This window comes from Pseudoalteromonas sp. RWi3 (assembly GCF_054960735.1).
Genome location: NZ_JBHNYL010000006.1, coordinates 16,727 through 40,140, shown reverse-complemented (window position 1 = coordinate 40,140; position 23,414 = coordinate 16,727). Strand labels below are relative to the sequence as shown.

The window sequence follows — 23,414 nt, the reverse complement described above, 5'->3', positions numbered from 1 at the left end:
AATTATTATTTGGAGCATTCATGACGACCGTCACCCCTGCAGCTTCTCGTGCGCAAAATTTAAAACTTGCCACTGCTGATGTACACAATAACATTGATAAAAGCATTATGGTTAAAGACCCATTTGCAAGCACACAGAACTATATTCAGTTTTTAACACTGCAATATTACTTCTTAAATGATGTGTCTGCGCTCTATGAGCACAGCGAATTAAATATGGTCATTGAAAATTTAGCAGCGCGCCGGCGTTTAAATATGCTTGAGCAAGACTTTCAAGATCTTGAATACCCCGTGCCTGCATCAGCGTTCACTTCATTAATTAGCAACGAGACTGACTTAGCAACAGCGCTGGGCTGGCTCTATGTAGTAGAAGGTTCAAAAGTGGGCGCTGCAATGCTAGGCAAACAAGCGCAAGCTAGACTACAGTTAACAAAAGAGTATGGCGCTCGTTACTTATCTGGCCCAGGTGCAGGTCGTGGCAGTGACTGGCGTCATCTAGTACAATTAATTGATAGTATTGAGCTAAATGACACACAAGAGCGCGCACTGATCAATGGTGCTCGCCAAGCGTTTACTCGATTTCAACTTTTTCAGGCGCATGTCTATTCATGAATTTAAAGGTCGCTTTAGTCGCATATAAGAATATGGGATACCAACTATTAGGCTTAGCGTTAGTTGGTTTGGGGATTATTGGCATTTTGTTACCTGTCATGCCAACCACTATTTTCTTTATTTTAGCATTGGCATGTTTTACGCGCTCATCGCCAAAGCTTGCGACTTGGTTACTTGAACACCCTCGTTATGGCGCTACTTTGCGCCATTGGCACAGCCATAAGGTTGTGCCACTAAAAGCTAAATGGTTTGCTGGCTTAGGCATGCTTACTGGCTTTATTTTATTAGTTTTAAGCACTCCACCTAGTTGGATAATCGCTCTTGTTGCAGCGATTGAACTAGCCGTTATGACCTACTTATTAACACGCCCTTCTCGCATACCATAAATGTAAACTTCGTAAATTTAGTTGTTATGATTAATGCAAATCATTATCATACACACATCTAGTTAGCTTTACTTTGTTGTATATGCCATTTTTGAATAAACGTGCGATGTACAGTATTAGCCGTATGCTGCACATTTACCTTTCTACCGCCCTGTTATTTTTACTCATTTTGTTTTGTATCAGTGGCATTGTATTAAATCATGTTGATTGGCTCAAAGGCGATAAAACGGATGGTCAACAAACCATCGCATTACCCAACGCTTTGATAACTAAAGCCAAACATAATATTGATGCACTCCCCACTCTTTACCCTGAAATAGAAGCCTATTTAGCCGCAGAGTATGGCTTAAAACAGGTTAAAAGTATCGATTGGGAAAAAGAGGATGCACTCGTCATGCTCGACTACCCACTGCCTGCCGGCTTTGCTTTTGCAGAAATCGATTTTATGAGTGGTGAGCTCAGTCTTGAATATCAAACCGGTGGTTTATTGAGCCTAATGGGTGACTTACACAAAGGCCGTCACACGGGTAAAGCATGGAGCTGGGTTATTGATATTTCTGCCGCGTTAATGATCCTATTTGCTATCACCGGCATGATTATTTTATTTCAAAATAGAAAAAAACGCTTAGTCGGAATATGGCTAACAGTGCTTGGGGTCGCAACGCCTACCGTTATTTATTTATGCTGGGTTCCACAACTAAAAGGAGTGTCTTAATGTTAAAAATTAATACGTTATACAGTGCAATAATACTATTTACAGCTGCTTTATTTCAATCAAATAGCAGCGCAGCAGAGCTCGAAATAGAATTCACCTTACCTGATCTCGATGTACAACCTTACCACCGCCCATACGTAGCAGTGTGGCTTGAAACTCCCAAGCGTAAACATGTAACCACTGTTGCACTATGGGTGGAGAAAGCTGAATGGTTTAAAGACTTACGCCAATGGTGGCGTAAAGCAGGTAAAAGCGATGCTAATTTTGACGGTGTAACAGGCGCAACAAAACGCCCAGGCAGCTACACAATTAACTGGAATGGCAAAGACCTCGAAGGAAATCCAGTCACCGCAGGTAAATACCTACTTAATTTAGAAGTAGTGCGTGAAGAAGGTGGCAGAGATTATAAACGAATGGAACTGGATTTAAGCGAAGATGGAAAAATGACCATTGCAGGCAAAAAAGAATTCTCTGAGAGCTTCATCACGATCAAAGCCAAATAACAGTAGTAACTAGCAAGTAAAAAATGCTTATACATTATTTAAATAAGGAAAGATCATGAAAACCAATTTACTTAAAAGCGCTCTTGTTGGCGCGCTAACATTAACCGCCCTTGCCTCTAGCTATGCAAGTGCCCATGCACAGTGGTTAGTGCCTTCGCATACTTCGTTATCGGGTGATAAAGCGCATTATGTAATGATCGATGCCAGCATCTCTAACGAAATTTTTTCTGCTGATAAAGCGTATCGCCCAAAACAAAATGGGGCAGAGTATGACGATAACCTGATCATGGCTCTTGACCCTAGTGGTGGGCTAGTAAGTGATAGAATTCGCGCTTACTACTTACAACGTAAAAACTCAGCAGCAGTAAAATTAGCTGATGAAGGCACTTATCATATCGCTATGAAACGTGAGCCGCGCATAATGACTTTTTACAAAGATGCGCAAGGCGAGCGTGGCCGCGTATTTGGCCCTAAAAATAGCAAAGAAATCCCAGTAGGCGCAAAAGATATCAGAACCATGAAGTCATTCTCAACTGTTGATACTTTTGTCAGCCGTAACGGCACATCTAAACCTGCCCTCCTAGGTAGCGGCTTAGAGATCAGTGGCCCAACTCATCCAAATGATTTATTTGTTGGTGAAGAAGCACGCTTTCAATTACTAAAAGATGGTAAACCAGCTGCAAATGTTGAGCTTGCTATTTTAAAAGGTGACACCCGCTACCGTAACGAACGTAACGAAGTAAAAGTAACGACTGATAAGCAGGGCTTCTTTACAAATACTTGGCAGCACCCTGGCTTATACCTTATTGAAGCAAGTGTCAGCGAAGACTCAACAGAAAAAGGTATCGACACTGTTCGCTACGCTTTGTTTACTACTTTAGACGTTGCACCTGAGTAATCGACTTTTATAAAGTGGTTAACAATGTTGGCCACTTTCACTACTTTTTAGTATTGCTCGCTAAATGCATATGGGGCTATTTAAACTAATATAGATTAGTTACTTATAAAACAGCATGTTAAATGTTGGCTTTGTTTTTGCTTTTAGAAACCCAAGCAGTTAATCTAAATAAAAAACGAGCATACTAACAATGATGAATAAATCACTCTCTTTACTCACTAAAGCACTTCCTATTGCAACAAGCCTTCTTTTGATGAGCGGCTGTGTTGTTCATATTTCTACGGCAAGTGCCAATATAGAACAACAGCAACAACGCACTTTATCAACTGCTCAATTACAACAACTCGATATTGAAGCAGAAGCTGGTTCACTCAAAGTAATAGGTTCAAACACCGCCACTGAAATTACTGTTGATGCAACCATCTACACCGCAAAAGCGGATGACCCTTATACCTTAATACTTGAGCAAGATGGCAATAAGGCAGTCTTGATTGCTAAAAGTCACAAAGCTTCGGGTATGATAGTTTACCAAGGTAATTCACCGAGTATCGATTTAATAGTCACAGTACCAAACTCATTTAACCTTGATATTGATGATGGATCTGGTGATATAAATATTAATGGTGTATTAGGCAATATGGACATTGATGACGGCTCAGGCAGTATTAATATAGAACAAGGCCATGACCTCGAAATAGATGATGGTTCAGGCGATATCTACTTACAAAACATCACTGGAAATATCGAGATTAGTGATGGTTCTGGCAGTATTACCGCAAAAAATGTTGCTGGCATGATGAACATTGAAGACGGCTCCGGCGATTTACACTTAACTGATATTACTGGTAGCGTAGAGATTGATGATAACTCTGGCAGCATCAATGCAGAACGTTTAGGTAATTATTTAACGATTGAAGACGGTTCTGGTGATATTTACGCAGAACACATTAATGGCTTAGTTACTATTGAAGATGGCTCAGGCAGCATTCGTGTTAATCATGCTAAAGGCCTGACCATTATCGATGATGGCTCTGGCGATTTGAGTATCGACAATATTAACGGCCCGGTAAAGCTTAATTAAATAATCGTTTAACGAGCCTGAATGATGGCAAACAAGCCAGCCTTCAGCAGTACTTTCTACGCAGGATTGGTAGGCTGTTAATAGCCCACCAATTCTGCATACCCTTTCCCTTCAAATCCACCGTGGGTTTTAATACGCCCTTCCCAATACGGGATACTTAATTGATTACGTGAATCAGGATTACGTGCATCAATTATAATAGATTCAAACCCTTTTATGTTGAGCGCCCACTTAGTTGGGTAGGTCTTCGTTGCAAGCTCGTGTGTTTTTAATACTTGTAGACTCACCTCTTGATTGGCAATGGCACGTACCTGCCCAGTACGGGTAATATGTGATGCACTGCAATAATCATACTCTTGCTGACTATTACGAATACAAAACGCCATCAAGCCACCTAAAGCGGGATCATCAGCCTGAATGCTAAACCAGTCCCAACCATTTTGGGTTGGATCGATTAGCGCCGAAGACCACTCTCTGTCTAACCAAGCATCTCCAGTTACTTTAAAAGTTTTACCCGCAAATGTGATGTCGCCTTTGGCTTGTAAAAACGGGTAGCTGTAGTAATAAGACGCATGCCCTTGGTGGGTTTTTTGGCTATAACCTTGCTCGCCATGCTTTACAAGCGGGCTATCAGCCAGCACCAGATTAGCGCTGTAATTTTCCTGCTGCGCCTTTAAGCTAAGCGGTAAAAATGTTGCCTCTTTACTTGCTAGCTGCCAATCATCTAGGCGAGCCTCAAATGGCTGCGCTGTTATCTTTACTTGTCCCGAGCGGCCATATTTCTCGAACGCCTGATGTTGGTTATCGGTTTGTATTGCAAAGTGAGCGAAATATAGTTGCCCATTCCACCAAGGTGATGGTTCTGTTTGTGAGCTTTGCTCATCGACAGAGAGTCTAAATAAAGTCCATTGCACACCAAAGGTGTCGCCATTATCTGCCTTTAAATTAGCAGTAACGTACCACCATTCAATTCCTTGTTGATGATGCGCCCCATGATCGCGTGGAAAGCTCAGCCCTTGGTGTTTATTTACAGGTTCACCAAATTGCTGTGCAAATCCGCTATGCATTTGTTTATTTTTACTTAATTGCTCTACTTCTGGCTGGCACGCGCTTAATACGCCAATAAAAATAAAGGTAACGGCTGCTTTTAGTCTATTCATGTAAGTCCTATAGCTTGGCAACATTATCGGCAACGGCGCTTCGCGTTAATTTTATTAGCGGTAACGCACTCACAAATAAGGCTAAAATAAATATAAGCACAGTAAAACCACCTAATTGCAGCCAGTTAACTGCCATGGCCATGGTCCAACCAAAGGCAATTGGCATTACGTAAGTTAATAATACCCACCCAAGGCTAAGCCCCAGTGGTATAGCTAATAACAATGTGGTTAAAATAATAAGTGCGGCTTGCAATATTTTTGCACCCAATAATTGCTGTTGGGTGACACCCAGCGTTTGCAATACCGCCATGGGCTGTAATTGCCCGCGCCCTAAAGTTAAAAAGCTTACCCACATGCCAAATAATGCAATCAGCATAATAAATATATTAAGCGCCTGAGTAACATAAAAAGTTTTACCAAATAGCTGTTTTGCAAAGCGCTTAAACTGCTGATTAGCAATGACTTGTTGGCTATCTAATTGGTGCTGTTTTTGAATATATTCGGCTATGGCGTCAACGTCACTATTGGGCTTTAACCAAAGCGATAAACCATACTCGGTGTAGTTTAAGCCACTATCCAATAATGCTGTTGTAGTGACTACCACATTTAACCCTTGCTCGCCGTAATCAAAATAGGCAGCGCGTACTTGGCACGTTAGTGTATTAATATGCTGTTTTAGGGTTATTACATCACCGACTGTAAGCGAATACTGCAGCAAGGCGGGTTCGTTCACTAAACAACCTACAACCCCGTTTTTGTTTTTTTCAAATACTGTAGATGTAGGTGCTTTATTGTTTAACAAAGTAAGGTGTTGGTTGTAGCTGGCCGTTGCACCAAATGCCATAACATCAACAGCTATCGTATTTTTAGGTGTTTTAAGCTCACTGTTAGCTGACCAATATACGCCTACCTTTTCAACTTCTGGGAGTTCAGTCAGTTTGGTTCCTAAGGCTTGAATGTTTTGATCGGGCCTTACGTACAAATCAGCGCTTAGGCGCTTTTCAAGGTGTGTATCTAAGGTGTCGCTAAAACTGCCAACCATAATTTGCATGCCTACAGCGGCACCCATCGCCATTAAAATAGCGAGTACTGAGCTCAATAATGCAGGTAATTGCACTATGCTGTCGGCTTTTAACCAGTGAACAATGGGGTTTTGTGTGGGCCATGGCAGCTTAAATACGGCTTTAACTACCGGTGGCGTAACCACAAAAAAGAGCAGTAGCACACAAACACACAGCAATAAGGCACTTATTTTAGTATTTGCCGTTAATGCTAAGTAGCTAGCTGCAAAAATAGCTAACGCAAACATTAGCCATTTAATACGCGCAAAAAAAGTACTTAATCGAGCCGATTGGCTGGCCAAAAACCCCAACAAAACAACAACATTAAGTGTAAAGCCGCTAGCAATCATGCTGCTATCAAGATTTACTACAAAGCTTCTATCTAGCTGGTAAAGCCCTCGAAGAGTCGCCGATACATCCATAACTAAGGTGTTTGCCAGTGCCGCGCCTAATAACGCACCTAATAACGCAGCAAAAAAACTAAGTACCGTTAATTCAATAACCAGCGCTTTAATTAACGCCGACCGTTGACAACCCAGCACCCACAGTTGCTGCTGCAAGTGAGCACGCGCATTGTACGCCAGCTTAATTGCATTAAAACTTAAAAATGCACCCACCACATAACCCAACAATGCCAGCGCTTGTAAATTAAAGAAAAACGCCTCCGATAGCGCGTCAAAAGCTTGCTCTTGCGCAGCTTCAAGGCGTGCTTGCTCGCCTAACAATACGTTTAACTGGGCTGCTTGTTTGTTATTTAAGCCACTTACTTCAAAGTAACTGATCACCCCATTTGCGCGCAGTAATTTGTCGGCAAGGCTAATATCCGCCAGCATGGTCATGCCTAAACCTTGTAATTCGCTTACCGCTAAAGTAACAGTGGCATCGCCCATGTTTATATTAATACGGCTGTTTTTTAAATTTAGCCGCTGCATTAATTTAGGATCGATATAAACAGTATTTAGTAACTGTTCAAACCCAGAGTAACTATTGTTGGTTGTTGATGCTGAGCCACTGGTATTTTGTGTAAGCCACTGTAATAAATTGACGCCTCTAAGCACGAGTTTTTGCTGCTCATTGGTTTCAATTACGCCTTCTAAAACGGGTTGAACCTGCGTAAAGCCAGCCGCTCTAATGCGCGACCACAAACTATTGGGCAACCTGTTTTCACCTAGCACAGGGCGTACAAAATGCGTCACTGGGTTTGCAATTAGTGCTGTGGTTTGTTGATAGCGCTTACCGGCCTCTAAATTTAATCCCTGTATTGCAGTAAGTAGCGCCGCGCCTAAACTAAAACCAATGAAAAACAGTAATAATAGCCCTACATGACGGCGATAAAACTGAATATACGTTATTAATATAAGTTTAAGCTCAGCCATTAATTTGGCCATCTTTTAAAAACAATTGCGTAGTAAATTGGTCGGCCAATCGCTGACTATGAGTGACCATAATAAGTATTATTTGCTGCTCTTCGCACAGGCTTTTTAATAGCGTAACGATATCGAGTGAGCGAGCGGCATCAAGGTTACCCGTAGGTTCATCAGCCAATAATAGCTTAGGCTTATTTAATAGCGCACGACCTATGCCCACCCGTTGCTGCTCCCCACCAGAGAGTTGCTCAGGCATTGCTGTAAGCTTGCCTTCTAACCCCAGTTTTTTAGCCATCGTATTTACTTCATCGTCGCTAGGCGATAACCCATTAAGCCTTGCTTGAAAGCACATGTTGTCTTTTACATTTAATGGGCTGAGTAATTGGTAATGCTGAAAAATAATACCTATTTTACGCCGATAAAGCGCAAGCTCATTGGCACTTAATTCACTAATTTTTTGCTCATTAACCGTAATAGTTCCAGCATCTGGAGACAATAAACCGGCTAATAAATTTAATAATGTTGTTTTACCCGAGCCACTATCACCTAGTAAGGCAATATGCGCCGCAGGCAAAATAGTTAACGATAAGTCATTAATTATTTGTCGTTTCAAGCCACCATCCTGGCGAGTAAAAAACACTTTATTTAGCGAAATCATAAAGAAAAGATTATTCCTGTAATAAAAATATGGCTCGATATATAAACGATACCATAACAGTAATGCGTTCACATACACGCTTATTTTTACACCCACCACCAGCAAAGTGGCTTTACTGTGACCATTAAAATGCCACTTAGGGCCTGTTAACCTATAAGAATACATATTTGCTCTACCTAGGAGCAATTAAATATCGGCGCGTGTTTATAATTAATATTATCAAATAGTTATAAGGTGCACCCACGCGACACAGGCTCTATTTTGTTTAAAAACCGAACGCACTGTTGCAAAATCAACCACAAAAGATAAACCAACGCTAATACTCATTGTATTTTGTAAGCGCCTAAGCCATGCTAAAACCTTAAGATCCTTAGGATATGTGCATGTCAGAAATGACGTTAACTTATTGTTGATATATAAATCGGCCCTTAAGTATTGAATAGTCGGGATAAAACAAATAGAAGGCTTAACGCACATACGCAAACAAAATATGCCCGCACGTTCGATGCTAAATGCATGTGTTCATAATGAGGGTAAGGGTAACAACCAAAATGCTTAGAATTACATTAGAACAATGGCGTATGTTCCGCGCTGTTGTTGAGTTTGGAGGATTTAACCAAGCCTCACAGCAGATCCATAAAAGCCAGTCCAGTATTCATAATGCGGTGAGTAAAATTGAAACCTCTCTCAATGTAAAATTATTGATGATTGAAGGCCGTAAAACAGTGCTCACCGAAGCGGGCGAAATGATGCTACGACGGGCTAATTATTTACTAGACGAGGCCGCAAAAATAGAAGCGGTTGGTCATACATTAAGTGAAGGAGTTGAAAGTAAACTCAGTATCGCTGTTGATGAAATATTTCCTCAGGCATTACTTTATAAAGTGCTCAATGCAACATCAGAGCAATACCCTTTATTACGAATTGAGTTACATGAATCAATACTTACTGGTGCTAATGAGTTACTTGAAAATACCCATGCTGATATTGCCATCTCTGGCTTTACCGATGCCGCAGGTTTTAGTGAGGAGCTGTGTTCAATAGAATTTGTGGCTGTTGCTCACCCTGATCATGCCCTTCACGGTATTAGCCGCGCACTCACACTTGAAGACCTTAAATCATATCGACAAATTGTGGTACGTGATTCTGCACTACATAATAAAAAAGATGGCGGCTGGCTAGGCGCAGATCAACGCTGGACGGTAAGCCATATGCGCACCTCTGTTGAGATGATATGTAATGGTTTTGGCTTTGCATGGTTGCCAAAAAGCGCTATCAGTGAGCAGCTTAAACATAATCTGGTGAAGCCGCTAAACCTTGCCCACAATACGACACGAAACGCGAAGCTGCACTTACTCTTTAAAGACGGCGATCGGTTAGGGCCGGCAGCGCGTACTTTTATAGGTTTGTTGCGTTATGAGCTCATGAAGACTGACCAGCATTAACAAGTATAAAGCATGTCGAGCTGCTAAAACTTAGCCACATAAAATAATTTAAACTAACGAATAATATAGGTATTTCCCTTGTCTGAAACTATCACGCTACGCCAGCCTTTTTCTGTATTAGTTGTTATTTATAAACAAAATAAAGATTGTTTACTGATTCAACGAGCTGATGATGCAAGTTTTTGGCAATCCGTCACAGGCGGTATAGAACAAGGTGAAACACCTGAAATTACGGCACATAGAGAGTTACTTGAAGAAACAGGAATAAATGCAACAGCATTAGGCTTGAGCATTCGTAACCATAAAAAAACTAACCACTATACCATCCGTGAAAGCTGGCGTCATCGCTACTATGCTAATGCACTAATTAATACTGAGCATGTGTTTAGCGTATGCGTCCCTGATGAGATTAGTATTCAACTTGACCCTAATGAACATACTGATTATGTGTGGTTATCACAGCAGCAGGCGGCTGAAAAAGCATGGTCACCCAGCAACCGAGACGAAATACTGGCGTTATAAAGCACAGCTAGCTGTGCTGTACTTACTAAAGAGTTTAGTCCCTAAGCCGATAACAATATATATAGATATCACCCCTGCTAGCTAAAGTATGAATACTGATACAAGCAAATCAATCCAAAGCGTTAATACTGAGTACTCAAGCAGCAAAAAAGCTGACACAGCAACTCATTATCGCCTTTCAAAGGACGAACAAAACAAGCTCGCTGGGCGCGAAGATAAGCATATCCCCAAAGCAGATGAGCACGATGTACCTGATCATATCAAAAGAATGATTGAGCAATTAGAAAAGCTAAAAGAGCAGCTTGAACTCGCTAAAGAACGACTCGCTGAGCTAAAGCAACATAAAGATAGCCAAAGTGATGCAATGCAACAGCAAATTGAAATACAAAGTGAAATGGTTATGGAGCTTGAAAAACAGGTTATTATGCTAATGCAAGACATTGGCGATGCCATGAAAGAAGCCGGTGTTAGCGACCCTGGGGTATTGTTGAGTATTCTTGCCTAACCCTCACTACTTATAAGCGAATTGACTCATAAAAAACCTTAACGCTCATCAACTATCTATGCTGCTAACTGCGGCAAATTAATCTTAATTAAAAGCCCTCATTTTTCGAATTACTTACAACTGATAATAATACTGTAAATTTTAAAACTTATACGCCATAGTAAAGCATCTATTTAATCTAAAAAGTGTGTAATATGGATAGTGAGCTTTTTTCCAAACAACTTGATTCTGTTTGGTTATCAATCCAATCAATGCTAATCCAACCAGCAACTTACCTGCAATTACTAGTAATTATCGCCAGCTACGCCGCAGCTTACTGGATTTATTCAAAAACAGTAAAAAAGCGTGTTGATAAGCACAGCAAAGCCGCCTCAGATCATCCCATTAATATCATGCTGTTTCGCCTTAGTAATGTTGTTTACCCATTGGTGGCGATAATTTTATTGCGCGTTTTCACCTCCATTGGCATCACTGCTGAATTACAAGTGTGGCTCATAAATACTGCGCTAAATATTGCGGTATTAGTGTTTGCCTATTCAGTTATTAAAGAGTTTGTCAGTAATACCTTTATGTCTGCACTATTTAAAGTGGTGGGCTTACCTATCTTGTTGTTACATTTATTAGGGTATTTACCAACATTTATTAAAACTCTTGAAGCAGTTTCAATTAACTTAGGCAATATTCAAATAAGTCTGTATGGGCTGTCACGAGTACTCTTTTTTGGTGCCATTTTATTTTGGCTAGGACGCGCATCGAGCAATGTTGGCAAAGTTATTATTCGTAATCAGCAAACTCTGGATATTAGTACTCGCGAAGTATTCACTAAGCTTTTTGAAGTAGGCTTGTTTTGTATTATCGCTCTATTGTTATTGAATATTATGGGAGTGAACCTTACAGCATTGGCTGTGTTCGGAGGCGCTTTAGGCGTTGGTTTGGGGCTAGGTTTACAAACTATTGCTTCAAATTTCATATCAGGCATTATTATCTTACTCGATAAATCACTCACCATTGGTGATTTTGTTGAGTTAGAAAACGGTAAAAGCGGCTTTGTAAGAGAGTTTAAAATGCGCCACGCCATTTTAGAGACTTACGACGGCAAAGATATTTTAGTACCTAACGAAACTTTTATTTCATCACTGCTCACCAACTGGACCCATAAAGATCCTAAGCAGCGCTATCGTGTTGATTTTAGTGTGGCATATGCTACTGATGTAAGGGCCATGGTCGAAATAATTAAACAAGCTGTCGCCGAGCACCCACAAGTTATAAGTGGCCCTGAAATACCCTTTGAAGAGCGCCCAGACTGTGAAATAGATAGCTTTGGCGATAACGGCATTAATATGTTTGTTGAGTTTTGGATGCAAGGTATAGATGACGGTAAAAATCGCGTAGGTGGCGACTTACTGCTAATCATTTTAGAAACACTCAAAGCAAACGATATTGCAATACCATTCCCACAACGAGAAGTAACCATACTCAACGAAAACTTTGTTGGTAAAACTTAAATTTTAAGCGGTGTTATTATAATCATAAGTTAAGCTCGCTTTATCGTTTAGCCGTAAATTTATTCGGCGCAGATCAAATTTGATTGAGCTCACCGCTTTGATTGCCTACAATGGCGCACAATCTATTCAATGCAGACACGATTATGACAGATACCAATAAACCAGAATTACCTGATCAACTTTCGATCAACCCGCGCAGCAAATTTTATGTAGAAGAAGTATTTGAACATGAGATTGGTGTAAACCTTAACGGCAAAGAACGTTTTGACGTTGAAGAATACTGCATCAGTGAAGGTTGGATCAAAGTAGCGGCACCTAAAGCGCTAGACCGCCGCGGCCAGCCTTTACTTATGAAAGTAAAAGGCACTGTTGAAGTATTTTACAAGTAAGCTAATCGTTTGCCGTAAAAGAAAAAGCCGACTATTGGAGACTTTCAATTAAGTCGGTTTTTTTGTGCAGAAGAAACAGTTAATTAAGGCAATCTACATCATTTTTTTCTAAACACTGGCGGTAATTAAACCAATGCGCAACAGCAATAAAAGCCGCACCCAAGAGGGTAAATCCGGTTTCGCCCAATTCCGCAAGTAGCACCTCATCCACTGTCACGGCGAATACCATTAAAATAACGCCTATCAAGCCTGAAACCATATAACGAAAGCGCTTATGCTTTTTACAACCCAAACTCAGTGCAAGCACACTGGTAGGAATAACGGCCGCTAAAATCCACCTATGAAACAGTTCGTTATCTAGCTGTAGTGCTGCAAGGCTAGGTAACAGTGTGAGTAAAATAGGGGTTGCAAAACAGTGCACGGTGCACACCATCGAAAGCCCAATCGCAAGCTTATCCATTACACTTTGTGTTGATTTCATTCTCGTTTCCTCTAATTGGTTTTAAGCGGCGTAAGTTTACATTGACAACATAGTCCCGAAATTTCTAACTGTGACCCGCTTGGTGTAAATCCGGTTACCTCGATTTGCTTAAATAAAGCCTTTACTTTGTCGTTAGCATCATCCATTTCAACGACTTTGTTACATGACCTGCAAATTAAAAACATCGAGAGCTGATGCTGACAACCAGCATTAAGGTGACTGCATGCCATAAACTTATTTTCTGATTTTAATCGATGTACTAAACCTACAGACTCTAAAACATCTAAAATCCGGTATACCGACATAGCCAAAATAGGTACACCCATCACCTTATTAAACTGATCAGTCAGCTCATAAGCAGATAATGGCGTTTTTGCATGTAGTAAAATTTCTAATACTTGTTGACGTTTTTCTGTCAGTTTTTTGCCAGAAGCTTCACACTTTGTATTGGCAAACCGAATTGTTTTTTTTAGTTGCTGTTTATTCACACTATCCACACTATCCACACTAACCGCTGTGGTTTGGGTTTAATCGCTGTCATTCCTTGCTCCTTATAGCTCCACCTAAAGTGTTTCAAATAACATTCTTTAACTTTCACTTGATACATTATAACATTTCAAGCACAATTGATACGGTATAACATACGACAAGGGAATCAAATGAAACGAAGATCTCAATTAGCTGTTTTGATAGCGGCTTTATTACCTGCAAGTGTGCTTGCAAATTCTATTAAAGGCACAGTACTCAACAGCCAAGGTAAAGTTGTTGCTAACGCAACTGTAGAAGTTGAAGGATCAGATTTAACAGTATCTACGGATGAAAACGGTAAGTTTGTAATTACTGAACTAAAAAGCGGTTTAAAAGAGCTTCATATTTCCGCTCCTGGTTATGCTCACCTTCATCGCGACATCTCTTTTGCCAATAATGAAAATCAATCAGTTACTTTTAATTTACAACGTTCACCAATCGAAGTAATTGATATTGAAGCCACTCCTATTCACATGTCAGCAATGGAATCCGCTTCTCCTGTCAGCGTGTTATCTGGCGAACAATTAAGACGCCAACAAGCTGCAACTCTTGGCGATAGCCTTGAAAAACTCCCGGGGGTTAATACCAACTTCCATGCAAAAGTAGCTAGTACGCCAATTATTCGTGGCTTAAGTGGTCCCCGTGTTCTTGTGACTCAAAACGGCCTAGATGTAAGTGATGTATCAAGAGTGGGCCCTGATCACTCAGTCGCATCAGAAGCGTCAACCGCTCAACAAATCGAAGTACTACGTGGACCAGCAACATTGTTTTATGGCAGCGGCGCAATTGGCGGTGTTGTAAATGTAGTTGATAACCGTGTGCCAACAGATAGCACTACTCGCGGTGAGTGGAATGTAGAGCACAACTCTGTTGATAACCAAAAAGTAGCCTCGTTTAATGCCACTACTGGCACTGATTCTTTTGCATTTTATGCCGATGCCTTTTGGCGTGAAGCTGACGACTATGAAATACCTGTGGCAGCTGAATTAGATCACGATGACCATGACCATGACCATGACCATGACCATGAAGAACATAATGGCAATTACACCGTTGCCAACAGCAATGAAGAATCAGACGGTTTCACCGTGGGTGCTAGCTATTTAATGGACCAAGGTTTTATTGGCATCGCTGTTGAGCAATTTAATCGTCAATACGGCATTCCAGGCCACACCCATGGCGGCGAAGAAGAGCATAGCGCTGAGGAAAGCGTATATGCTGATTTAGAGCAAACTAAAGTACAGCTGTTGAGCGAGTATAACCTCGATAATAAATGGCTTAATAAAGTTAACCTGCGCGCAGGCCACACTAGCTATGAACACGCTGAGATAGAACACGGCGCTGTTGGCACCACGTTTAAAAATGAGACCAATGAGTTGCGCGTAGATTTAATGCATAACCCATTTGCTGAGTGGAATGGTGGTTTAAGCTTTCATTACAAACACAGTGATGTAGAGGCGCAAGGATCAGAGGCATTCACACCACCTTCAGACACACAAAGCTTTGCAGTTGCATTGATGGAAGAAAAACACTTTGGTGATTTTTTAGTGCAATTAGGTGGTCGTGTAGAACGTGTAACAATTGATGCAGACAATGTGCTATTACCAAATATCGATGCTCACGCACATGATGATGAAGGTGGACATGACAGCCATGATCACGGTCATGAACACGCTCACGAAGAAAGCGCCGATATCATTCGTGTATTCAACGCAGAACACGAGTTCACTCCTGTTAGTTTATCTGCTGGCGTAGTGTGGGACTTTACTCCTAGTTACAACTTAGGGCTTTCGGTATCACGCTCAGAGCGTGCTCCTTCGGCTTCAGAGTTGTTATCATTCGGAGCTCACATTGGTACTGGCACTTATGAAGTGGGTGCGCTATTTGATATGCATGAAGATGGTCATCTTGGTTTATCTGAGCAAGTTATTGACCTAGAAACAGCCAATAATATTGATTTAACTTTCCGTAAAACGCAAGGTGATATCGGCTTCATTTTTAACGCATTCTACAACCAAGTAGATAACTATTATTACCAAATAGACACAGGTCTATACGCTGAAAGTGGCCATGACCATGGTGATCAACACGACCACGGTGATGAGCATGACCATTCATCTGAATTACCGGTTTATTTGTTCAAAGCCGATGACGTGATTTTACATGGCTTTGAAGCACAAGTTGCATGGCAATTAACTGATGAGTTTAAAGTAAATGTATTCTCAGATTACGTTCGCGCCCGCCTTAAAGATGGTGGCGATTTACCACGTACCCCACCACTACGTTTTGGTACTGAGTTTAGCTATCAAACAAACAAACTGAGTGCGCACCTTCACGTAACTCGCTATCAAGAGCAAGACCGCACCGCGCCAGAAGAAACAGCTACAGATGGTTACACCATGCTTGATGCCAGCGTTTCGTATGACTTATCAGTGTTAAATCAAGATGTTTCACTGTATCTACGTGGCACTAATTTAACAGACACCGAAGCGCGCGTTCATAGCTCATTTTTAAAGAATATAGCGCCACGTCCAGGTCGTAGCTTTGCACTCGGTATTCGCGGTTATTTTTAAGCGCTAAAAAAATTATAAATAAAGGAAACTAACATGACTAAATTATTCAAATTAAAACTTATTGCACTGGCGATAAGCAGTACATTAATCACCGCTTGCGGCGATGCAGAAACAAATATTGTTGAGAAAGATCCAATAGAAGTGCCTGATGACCATGATCATGGCGATGGTGACGATCATGACCATGGTGATGAATATACTATTGATTCATTAGGTCGTCTTGCGGTACTTGCTGGTGATAGCAACGAGGCGAGCTTTTTCGACTTAGACGACAATGAACTGCTTGAAACATTTACTCTGAACAATGATACAAATACGCTATCGTCATCACCTGATTTTCGTTATGCAGTGATCGCTTCTCGCGCACAGGACTACCTAGGCTTTATCGACGGTGGTTTATGGCGTGAAGATCACGGCGAACATTTACACGATTACAAGCAAAACCCAGCAGCTATCAGTTATGAGCTAACTAGTGGTAGCCGTCCAACACACCTTGTTAAACACGATGGTAAGTTAGCCATATTTTACGATGGTAATGCAGACTCAGGCACAACTGCATCTGTTGAAGTATTAACAGATAACGATATCACAAGCGCAAATGATACCCTTCCTGGTATTAGCTACGACATTAATATGCACGGCGTCGCTGAGCCGCGTGGTGAACACTTATTATCAACCATTCGTCGCGATGATACCGATAGTACATCAAACGCTAAAATTCTGCCTGATCAAGTGGGTGTTTACCATTTTCATGATGGTGAATATGAGCTTGAACAAACTTTAGAGCTTACTTGCCCTGATTTACACGGTGCAGCACAAAACCACGACTATATAGCATTTGGTTGTAGCGACGGCGTACTATTAGCTCACCAACATGATGACGAGTACGAAGCTGAAAAAGTAGTAAACATTGATGCAGTAGGTGACCTACGCATTGGTACTTTATATGGTCATGAAAACAGCGAAACCTTTATTGGTGTTGCCTCTGGTCACGGCGGCGGCCCTGCTGTGATTGTGAGTATAAATCCTGCGGAAGCTGAAATGGAAGAACTAGAATGGCAGTTAGCCGATGGCGCAAGTGCTGTGTCGTACTCTTTCTCAGCGAATGGCGAACACTTTTTAGTTTTAGACAGCCTAGGCTTTTTAAACGTGCTTGAGGCACATGAACACGACGGCGAAATGCACTGGGAGCTAGCCGGTCAAGTTGATATCACTGAAGAAGACGTCGCAACTATGCCTGAAGGCATGAAGTTTACTATGACAGTGGCGCAAAATGGTCATTTCGCTTATGTAGCCGACCCTATTGCTCAGCACGTTGTGCAAGTACACCTAGAAGATTTAGAAATTGAAGGTGAGGTTGAACTTACATTCCCACCAGCTGCAATCACTTGGTTAGGTATTGCAGAAGAAGATCACGACCACGAACATTAAACTCGTAGCGTGTTGTTGTAAAATTTTGGGCTAGAGCCATAAAACGCAAAACCCGTAATTAGTTAAGCTAATTACGGGTTTTTTAATCGTGTTTAGGCAACTAAATTATTTCCGGCGCCAGCCGCTCCACACGTCATCTTCTTGGTTGGCTTTTTTCTTCTTTTTCTTACCTGTGCCTTCAGGTTTTGCCATTGGTTTTTCTTTTTTAAGGGCATCAGCTGCATCAAGGTTAGCTTGGTTTACGGCAAAGCCTGCTACCTCTTCGCGCTCTAAGCGAAGTTTGTTTTTCTTTTCGATAATTCTAAAGTGATGAAAGTCTTCATAATCAATTAACGATAACGCTAAACCGACTTCCCCGGCACGGCCACTTCGACCAATACGGTGCATGTAATCGGCTGGGCTGCGTGGTAAATTAAAGTTAATTACTACTGGCAGTTTGGCAATGTCTAAACCACGGGCGGCAATATCCGTGGCTATTAGCACGTCTATTTCGCCATTTTTAAACTTTTCAATTACGCGAGTACGCTCACTTTGGCCTTTATCACCGTGGAACACTTGTGCATTCACACCACGCTTTTCAAGCTTGCCCGCTAAATGTTCACAGTCTTTTTTCGCGTTAACAAAAATAAGCGCCTGACGCCATTTGTGAGTTTTAATTAAATGCGCTAAAACCGTGGTTTTCTCGCCTTTATTAACCGTAAAGACACGCTGCACTAAGGTGCTTTCGTCTTTGCTTTGTACTTGTATCTCAACTGGGTTAGTTAACAGCTCTTGCGTTAATTGTGTAACTTGCTCTGGGAAGGTCGCTGAAAACAACATAGTTTGTTTTTTAGCTGGCATTAGCGCTAATAGCTCAGCAAGCTCTTCAGTAAAGCCAAGGCTTAACATGCGGTCAGCTTCATCAAGCACTAAGGTTGAAACTTTATCCAGCTTAATGGCATTACTTGAGATTAAATCAAGCAAACGCCCTGGCGTTGCAACAATAATATCGGCGCCGCCGCGCAGAGCTTGCATCTGGGTATTAACCGACACACCACCAAATACCGCCACAGTTTTAATTGCACCATTAAAGTTAGCTGAGTACGATTTAACGCTATCAGCCACCTGCGTTGCCAGCTCACGAGTTGGCACTAAAATAAGCGCTGAAACAAAGTTACCTTTGCTCGGCGTTTTATTAACGTTTTGCGCTAAAAACAGTGCTTGTAGCATAGGCAACGCAAACGTGGCCGTTTTACCTGAACCGGTATTAGCCCCTGCAATTAAGTCACTTCCCGCCAAGATACTTGGAATTGCTTTTGCCTGAATCGGTGTAGGTTGCGTGTATTCAAGATCAGACAAACGAGCAATTAGCTCTGGAATAAGGCCAAGTTCGTTGAAATTACTAGGGTTTGCGGCTGAGGTCATAAAAAGTGCGGGCTCATTGCTAAAAATAGCCTGTAATTTTAGCGTATTTATTGCCCGTTAAGTAGAGATTAGTGATTTAAATGTGGTTTTAGAAAAAGAGAAAAGCTGTTGCCCTCTTTTCTCTTTAAATATATAACAATCGAGTTGGATTAAAAAGTGGCTATGTTTCGTCTTTGTCTAAAGCTATTTGTAGTCTAGCTTTTGTTTCTTTTAAGTAATTTATATAAGGGTATGAGTCATCTGCGATAACTAAAGCAGATTCCATCTGCTCAAGCGCTTGACGAGTATCACCTTGCATTTCATAACCATAAGATAAAGCTGAAAGCGCATCGACTGATTGCGGGTGATTTTCTATATTGTACTTAAACACCTCAATAGCACGGGCAAATTGCTTGCTATCCGTTAGGTTGTAACCCAGTAATCTAACAGCACGATCGGGTGGAGATATCTGTTCGCCCCATTGTTGAGATAAGCGTTGATAATAAGCATCAATAGAGGCTATATCGTCAGTTAACGCACTTGTGGGCATATGCTTAGGTAAAAATAAGTTGTAGTAGGCATTAAATGCTCCAGCAGCAGAAGTAAGGTTATGTGAGGTGCCATCAAATGCATCACTAAAGAAGCGCAACCCTCGCACTTTATGCGATTGCAGTGATTGCAGTGATTGCTGAAGTTCATCATACCTTTCACGCATTATGCCGGCTTCTTCGCCAATATTGATATAAACGTAGTTATTCAGATCTTTCGTTTTAACTATAAACGATTTTGTGCTTTTTACCATTGCGCCATAATTCCACCAAACCGCAGGGCTATAAGCAATATGCGCTTGGAACAACTCAGGTTTGGCCTGCAACGTATATAACGAAAATACACCACCCGCAGAGGCGCCAGAAATTACTTTATAGTCATGCGTACGATAATTTTTATTAACGAGAGGAATAAGCTCTTGTTCAAAGAACGCTAAAAATTTTGCTGCGCCGCCCCCTTCACCGACAGGACCCTGCGGCTCTTTGTTTACAGTAGGATAAAAATCTCTGAGCCGATCAGTGTTTTCAATAGCGACAATAATAACCTCAGGCGCACGATTATCATTTTGTAAACGCTCAATAACAGCACTAGCAAGCGGTATGTTACCTGCCCCATCTAAGCGATATATAACAGGGTATATCTTATTTGGCTCAGCTTGATAGCTTTTAGGCAATTGAACGACAACGGTGCGCCCTTCGTTTAAAACAGCCGATTTAATAGTGTGCGTGTGCTGGGAGTAATATGTACTTTGGTGTTTCGTATCCGATTGTGCAAAGGCACTGTGTGAACTAAAAATACAAAAACTAACAAAACACAAAGCGGTGAGTAAGCGCATAACCAATCCTTTAGATAATAATGACTTGCTTAAGCTAACAGAGTTTCAGGCACAAAAAAAGGTGCATAATGCACCTTTTAAATTTTAGCTAACAAATTTTAACCTGTTGATTTTACTCAACAGTAACAGATTTTGCTAGGTTACGTGGTTGGTCAACGTCAGTGCCTTTAATTACAGCTACGTAGTACGATAGTAACTGTAGCGGGATTGTATATACCACTGGTGCAATCACGTCATCTACATGATTTACGTTGATCACGCGCATGGTGTCGTCAGATGCAAAAGCTGAATCTTTATCAGCGAATACATAAATGATGCCGCCGCGAGCACGTACTTCTTCTACGTTTGATTTAAGCTTTTCAAGCAACTCATTGTTTGGTGCAACTACAATAATTGGCATGTCAGCATCAATTAGCGCAAGTGGGCCGTGTTTAAGTTCACCAGCGGCATAGGCTTCAGCGTGGATATATGAAATCTCTTTAAGCTTAAGCGCACCTTCCATCGCGATTGGGTATTGCGAACCGCGGCCTAAAAACAGTGAGTGGTGCTTATCGGCAAACTCTTCTGCAAGGTCTGCAATGCCATCAGCAAGCAATAATGCTTCTTCTAATTTGTTTGGAAGCGCTTTAATTGCGTTAACAATAACACTTTGATCTAAGCCTTTTTCCTGCGCAATAGACGCAGTAAGCATTAACAAACCTACTAATTGTGTGGTAAATGCTTTAGTTGACGCAACGCCAATTTCAGCACCTGCTTTGGTCATAAAGGCAAGGTCTGACTCACGCACTAATGACGAGCCAGGTACGTTACAAATAGTCATTGAGGCCATGTAACCTTGCTCTTTCGCTAAACGAAGTGCAGCTAACGTATCGGCTGTTTCACCCGATTGTGAAATCGTCACTAGTAGGCTGTTTTCATGCACGAATGATTGACGATAACGGAACTCAGACGCAATCTCAACATTACAGCTCACACCCGCGAATTGCTCAAGCCAATAGCGTGCAACCATGCCTGAGTGGTAAGACGTACCACAGGCAATAATTTGTACGTGTTTTACATCTTTAAAAATTTGCTGTGCGCTGTCGCCAAAGGCATCAATGGCAACACGGTCATCATTTAAACGGCCGTCTAATGTATTACGTACAGCAAGCGGCTGTTCGTAGATTTCTTTTAACATGTAATGACGGTATTCACCTTTACCTGAGGCATCTTGGGTGATGTTTGATTCAATCACTTCGCGCTCAACGGCATTACCGGCTGCATCAAATATTTCAACACTGTCGCGCGTAATACGTGCCACATCACCTTCTTCAAGGTAAATAAAGCTGCGTGTTACTGGCAATAATGCTAACTGATCAGAGGCAATAAAGTTTTCGCCAAGGCCCAAACCAATTACTAGCGGGCTGCCTGAACGTGCAACAATGATTTCATTATCGTTTGCTTTGTCAAAGACCACAGTACCAAAGGCACCTTCAAACTGCTTAACAGCGGCTTGAACAGCGGCAAGTAATGTTGTGTGCTGTTGGCGAAGTTGATGAATTAAATGCACCATCACTTCAGTATCTGTATCAGACAAAAACTCATAGCCGTCGCCTTTAAGCGCTTCACGTAGGCTGGCGTGGTTTTCAATAATACCGTTGTGCACCAAAGCAATTTCACTGTTTGAAATGTGCGGGTGCGCATTGGCTTCAGTTACGCCACCATGGGTTGCCCAGCGTGTGTGTGCAATACCCGTTGTGCCTTTAACACCGGCAGTTTCAAGGGCGCTGTCAAGGTTAGCAACTTTACCCACCGCTTTAACGGTGTTCAACGTGTTGCCATCTAAAAGTGCAACACCCGCTGAGTCGTAACCACGGTATTCAAGGCGCTTTAAACCTTCAACTAAAATTTTATTTACTGGGCGTTCTGCAACTGCCCCAACGATTCCACACATAATATTCTCCATTTGCACGTGCCAAAATTTAATTTTAGGCCGTATGTGTTGTCATAATGATTAAAAGGTAAAAGCAAATGTTGTCGGTTTGCTTTTAACTAAATTGAAATTGCTATTCAACCTCGGCACAGATTAACTGTACACCGCATGCTTCAAGTGCCTTACGTGTATCAAGCGCAAGGCCGCTGTCGGTGATAAGTGTTGTCACATTTTGCCAAGGTAGTTCTAAATTTGGTATTCGACGACCAATCTTTTCAGACTCAACCAGCACGATTACCTCACGAGCGGCTTCAGCCATTACCTGGCTTAACCCGACTAACTCATTAAAGGTGGTAGTCCCTCTTTCAACATCAATGCCATCTGCGCCAATAAATAGCTGATCAAAGTCATAAGAGCGTAAAACGCTCTCTGCTACTTGGCCTTGGAACGACTCTGAATGCGGGTCCCACGTCCCGCCGGTCATCAATAATGTTGGTTCATTTTCTAATGAAAGCAATCGGTTAGCTACGTTTATAGCGTTAGTCATCACCACTAACCCGCGTTTTTTAGCCAGCTCAGGGATCATCGCAGCCGTTGTGCGACCACTGTCTATAATGATGCGGTTGTGATCGTTGATAAGGCTAGCTGCTGCTTGTGCGATTGCCATTTTGCGAAGCGAATCGCTATTTGCAACGATTTCTTGTGGTAATGCAATCGCCCCCCCGTAACGGCGAAGTAATAAGCCGCTTTTTTCAAGCGCGGTTAAATCTTTACGAATAGTTACTTCAGACGTTTGAAATTGCTCAGCCAATGCCTCTACAGCAACTTCTCCTAGCTCATTTACCTGGCTAAGTATTGTATGGCGACGTTGCTGAGTGTTTCGTTTGGTCATTAAATACCTGTTCTTAAGTTTCGT

22 protein-coding genes are annotated in these 23,414 nt (G+C 41.6%); 13 read left to right on the top strand and 9 right to left on the bottom strand.

Annotation, left to right across the window (positions count from 1 at the left end):
• Positions 1-20 precede the first annotated feature (20 nt).
• The 6 genes from ACFI4Z_RS09975 to ACFI4Z_RS09950 all read left to right on the top strand — a co-directional run bounded on the left by ACFI4Z_RS09975 (position 21) and on the right by ACFI4Z_RS09950 (position 4,194).
• The gene (locus ACFI4Z_RS09975; RefSeq protein ID WP_462670458.1) at positions 21-611 is read left to right on the top strand and encodes a biliverdin-producing heme oxygenase; all 591 of its coding nucleotides are present in this window, start codon (positions 21-23) and stop codon (positions 609-611) included.
• Complete coding sequence (locus ACFI4Z_RS09970) at positions 608-997, top strand: YbaN family protein (RefSeq protein ID WP_462670457.1); 390 nt, start codon at positions 608-610, stop codon at positions 995-997. Before ACFI4Z_RS09975 ends, ACFI4Z_RS09970 begins: the two co-directional genes overlap by 4 nt.
• A gap of 82 nt (positions 998-1,079) precedes the next feature.
• Positions 1,080-1,712, top strand: a complete 633-nt coding sequence (locus ACFI4Z_RS09965; protein WP_462670456.1) for a PepSY-associated TM helix domain-containing protein — start codon at positions 1,080-1,082, stop codon at positions 1,710-1,712.
• Entirely contained in the window at positions 1,712-2,215 is a 504-nt protein-coding gene (locus tag ACFI4Z_RS09960) for a DUF2271 domain-containing protein (RefSeq protein ID WP_462670455.1), read from the top strand. The genes ACFI4Z_RS09965 and ACFI4Z_RS09960 overlap by 1 nt, the downstream gene beginning before the upstream one ends.
• 55 nt (positions 2,216-2,270) lie before the next feature.
• Complete coding sequence (locus ACFI4Z_RS09955; protein ID WP_462670454.1) at positions 2,271-3,113, top strand: DUF4198 domain-containing protein; 843 nt, start codon at positions 2,271-2,273, stop codon at positions 3,111-3,113.
• Positions 3,114-3,303: 190 nt separating this feature from the next.
• The gene (locus ACFI4Z_RS09950) at positions 3,304-4,194 is read left to right on the top strand and encodes a DUF4097 family beta strand repeat-containing protein (protein WP_462670453.1); all 891 of its coding nucleotides are present in this window, start codon (positions 3,304-3,306) and stop codon (positions 4,192-4,194) included.
• A 77-nt stretch (positions 4,195-4,271) separates the two neighbouring features.
• Here ACFI4Z_RS09950 and ACFI4Z_RS09945 read toward each other — a convergent pair whose 3' ends face one another.
• From ACFI4Z_RS09945 to ACFI4Z_RS09935, 3 genes are read right to left on the bottom strand one after another with little or no spacing between them, the layout of a single operon-like run.
• Positions 4,272-5,354, bottom strand: a complete 1,083-nt coding sequence (locus ACFI4Z_RS09945; RefSeq protein WP_462670452.1) for a lipocalin-like domain-containing protein — start codon at positions 5,352-5,354, stop codon at positions 4,272-4,274.
• 7 nt (positions 5,355-5,361) lie between these two features.
• On the bottom strand, positions 5,362-7,791 hold the full coding sequence (locus ACFI4Z_RS09940) for an FtsX-like permease family protein (protein WP_462670451.1): 2,430 nt from the start codon (positions 7,789-7,791) through the stop codon (positions 5,362-5,364).
• Positions 7,784-8,440 (bottom strand): ABC transporter ATP-binding protein, encoded by a 657-nt coding sequence (locus ACFI4Z_RS09935; RefSeq protein ID WP_462670585.1) that lies wholly within the window; start codon positions 8,438-8,440, stop codon positions 7,784-7,786. Before ACFI4Z_RS09935 ends, ACFI4Z_RS09940 begins: the two co-directional genes overlap by 8 nt.
• Positions 8,441-8,991: 551 nt before the next feature.
• On the opposite strand from ACFI4Z_RS09935, the gene ACFI4Z_RS09930 reads away from it, so the two are divergent.
• From ACFI4Z_RS09930 to ACFI4Z_RS09910, 5 genes are all read left to right on the top strand, one after another.
• Positions 8,992-9,885 carry a LysR family transcriptional regulator gene (locus tag ACFI4Z_RS09930; protein WP_462670450.1) on the top strand — a complete coding sequence of 298 codons (894 nt, stop codon included), beginning with the start codon at positions 8,992-8,994 and terminating at the stop codon, positions 9,883-9,885.
• Positions 9,886-9,963: 78 nt separating this feature from the next.
• Entirely contained in the window at positions 9,964-10,407 is a 444-nt protein-coding gene (nudB, locus tag ACFI4Z_RS09925) for a dihydroneopterin triphosphate diphosphatase (RefSeq protein WP_462670449.1), read from the top strand.
• 88 nt (positions 10,408-10,495) lie between these two features.
• Entirely contained in the window at positions 10,496-10,912 is a 417-nt protein-coding gene (locus ACFI4Z_RS09920) for a hypothetical protein (RefSeq protein WP_462670448.1), read from the top strand.
• 194 nt (positions 10,913-11,106) lie between these two features.
• Positions 11,107-12,417, top strand: a complete 1,311-nt coding sequence (locus tag ACFI4Z_RS09915) for a mechanosensitive ion channel family protein (RefSeq protein ID WP_462670447.1) — start codon at positions 11,107-11,109, stop codon at positions 12,415-12,417.
• A gap of 143 nt (positions 12,418-12,560) precedes the next feature.
• A complete protein-coding gene (locus ACFI4Z_RS09910; protein ID WP_099295100.1) occupies positions 12,561-12,806 on the top strand; it encodes a DUF3297 family protein in 246 nt (81 codons plus the stop codon).
• A gap of 79 nt (positions 12,807-12,885) precedes the next feature.
• Here ACFI4Z_RS09910 and ACFI4Z_RS09905 read toward each other — a convergent pair whose 3' ends face one another.
• The gene (locus tag ACFI4Z_RS09905; RefSeq protein ID WP_462670446.1) at positions 12,886-13,287 is read right to left on the bottom strand and encodes a MerC domain-containing protein; all 402 of its coding nucleotides are present in this window, start codon (positions 13,285-13,287) and stop codon (positions 12,886-12,888) included.
• 11 nt (positions 13,288-13,298) lie between these two features.
• Positions 13,299-13,775 (bottom strand): Fur family transcriptional regulator, encoded by a 477-nt coding sequence (locus ACFI4Z_RS09900; protein ID WP_462670445.1) that lies wholly within the window; start codon positions 13,773-13,775, stop codon positions 13,299-13,301.
• A gap of 171 nt (positions 13,776-13,946) precedes the next feature.
• On the opposite strand from ACFI4Z_RS09900, the gene ACFI4Z_RS09895 reads away from it, so the two are divergent.
• Together ACFI4Z_RS09895 and ACFI4Z_RS09890 are read left to right on the top strand one after the other, a co-directional pair.
• Positions 13,947-16,388 carry a TonB-dependent receptor gene (locus ACFI4Z_RS09895; RefSeq protein ID WP_462670444.1) on the top strand — a complete coding sequence of 814 codons (2,442 nt, stop codon included), beginning with the start codon at positions 13,947-13,949 and terminating at the stop codon, positions 16,386-16,388.
• A gap of 33 nt (positions 16,389-16,421) precedes the next feature.
• The gene (locus ACFI4Z_RS09890) at positions 16,422-17,819 is read left to right on the top strand and encodes a 5-methyltetrahydrofolate--homocysteine methyltransferase (RefSeq protein ID WP_462670443.1); all 1,398 of its coding nucleotides are present in this window, start codon (positions 16,422-16,424) and stop codon (positions 17,817-17,819) included.
• A 105-nt stretch (positions 17,820-17,924) separates the two neighbouring features.
• On the opposite strand, the gene ACFI4Z_RS09885 is transcribed toward ACFI4Z_RS09890, so the two are convergent.
• From ACFI4Z_RS09885 to ACFI4Z_RS09870, 4 genes are all read right to left on the bottom strand, one after another.
• A complete protein-coding gene (locus tag ACFI4Z_RS09885) occupies positions 17,925-19,223 on the bottom strand; it encodes a DEAD/DEAH box helicase (protein WP_462670442.1) in 1,299 nt (432 codons plus the stop codon).
• A gap of 160 nt (positions 19,224-19,383) precedes the next feature.
• Positions 19,384-20,586 (bottom strand): alpha/beta hydrolase-fold protein, encoded by a 1,203-nt coding sequence (locus ACFI4Z_RS09880; RefSeq protein ID WP_462670441.1) that lies wholly within the window; start codon positions 20,584-20,586, stop codon positions 19,384-19,386.
• 112 nt (positions 20,587-20,698) lie between these two features.
• Entirely contained in the window at positions 20,699-22,519 is a 1,821-nt protein-coding gene (glmS, locus tag ACFI4Z_RS09875; RefSeq protein ID WP_058561001.1) for a glutamine--fructose-6-phosphate transaminase (isomerizing), read from the bottom strand.
• A 112-nt stretch (positions 22,520-22,631) separates the two neighbouring features.
• The gene (locus tag ACFI4Z_RS09870; protein WP_462670440.1) at positions 22,632-23,390 is read right to left on the bottom strand and encodes a DeoR/GlpR family DNA-binding transcription regulator; all 759 of its coding nucleotides are present in this window, start codon (positions 23,388-23,390) and stop codon (positions 22,632-22,634) included.
• Between the last annotated feature and the right edge of the window lie 24 nt (positions 23,391-23,414).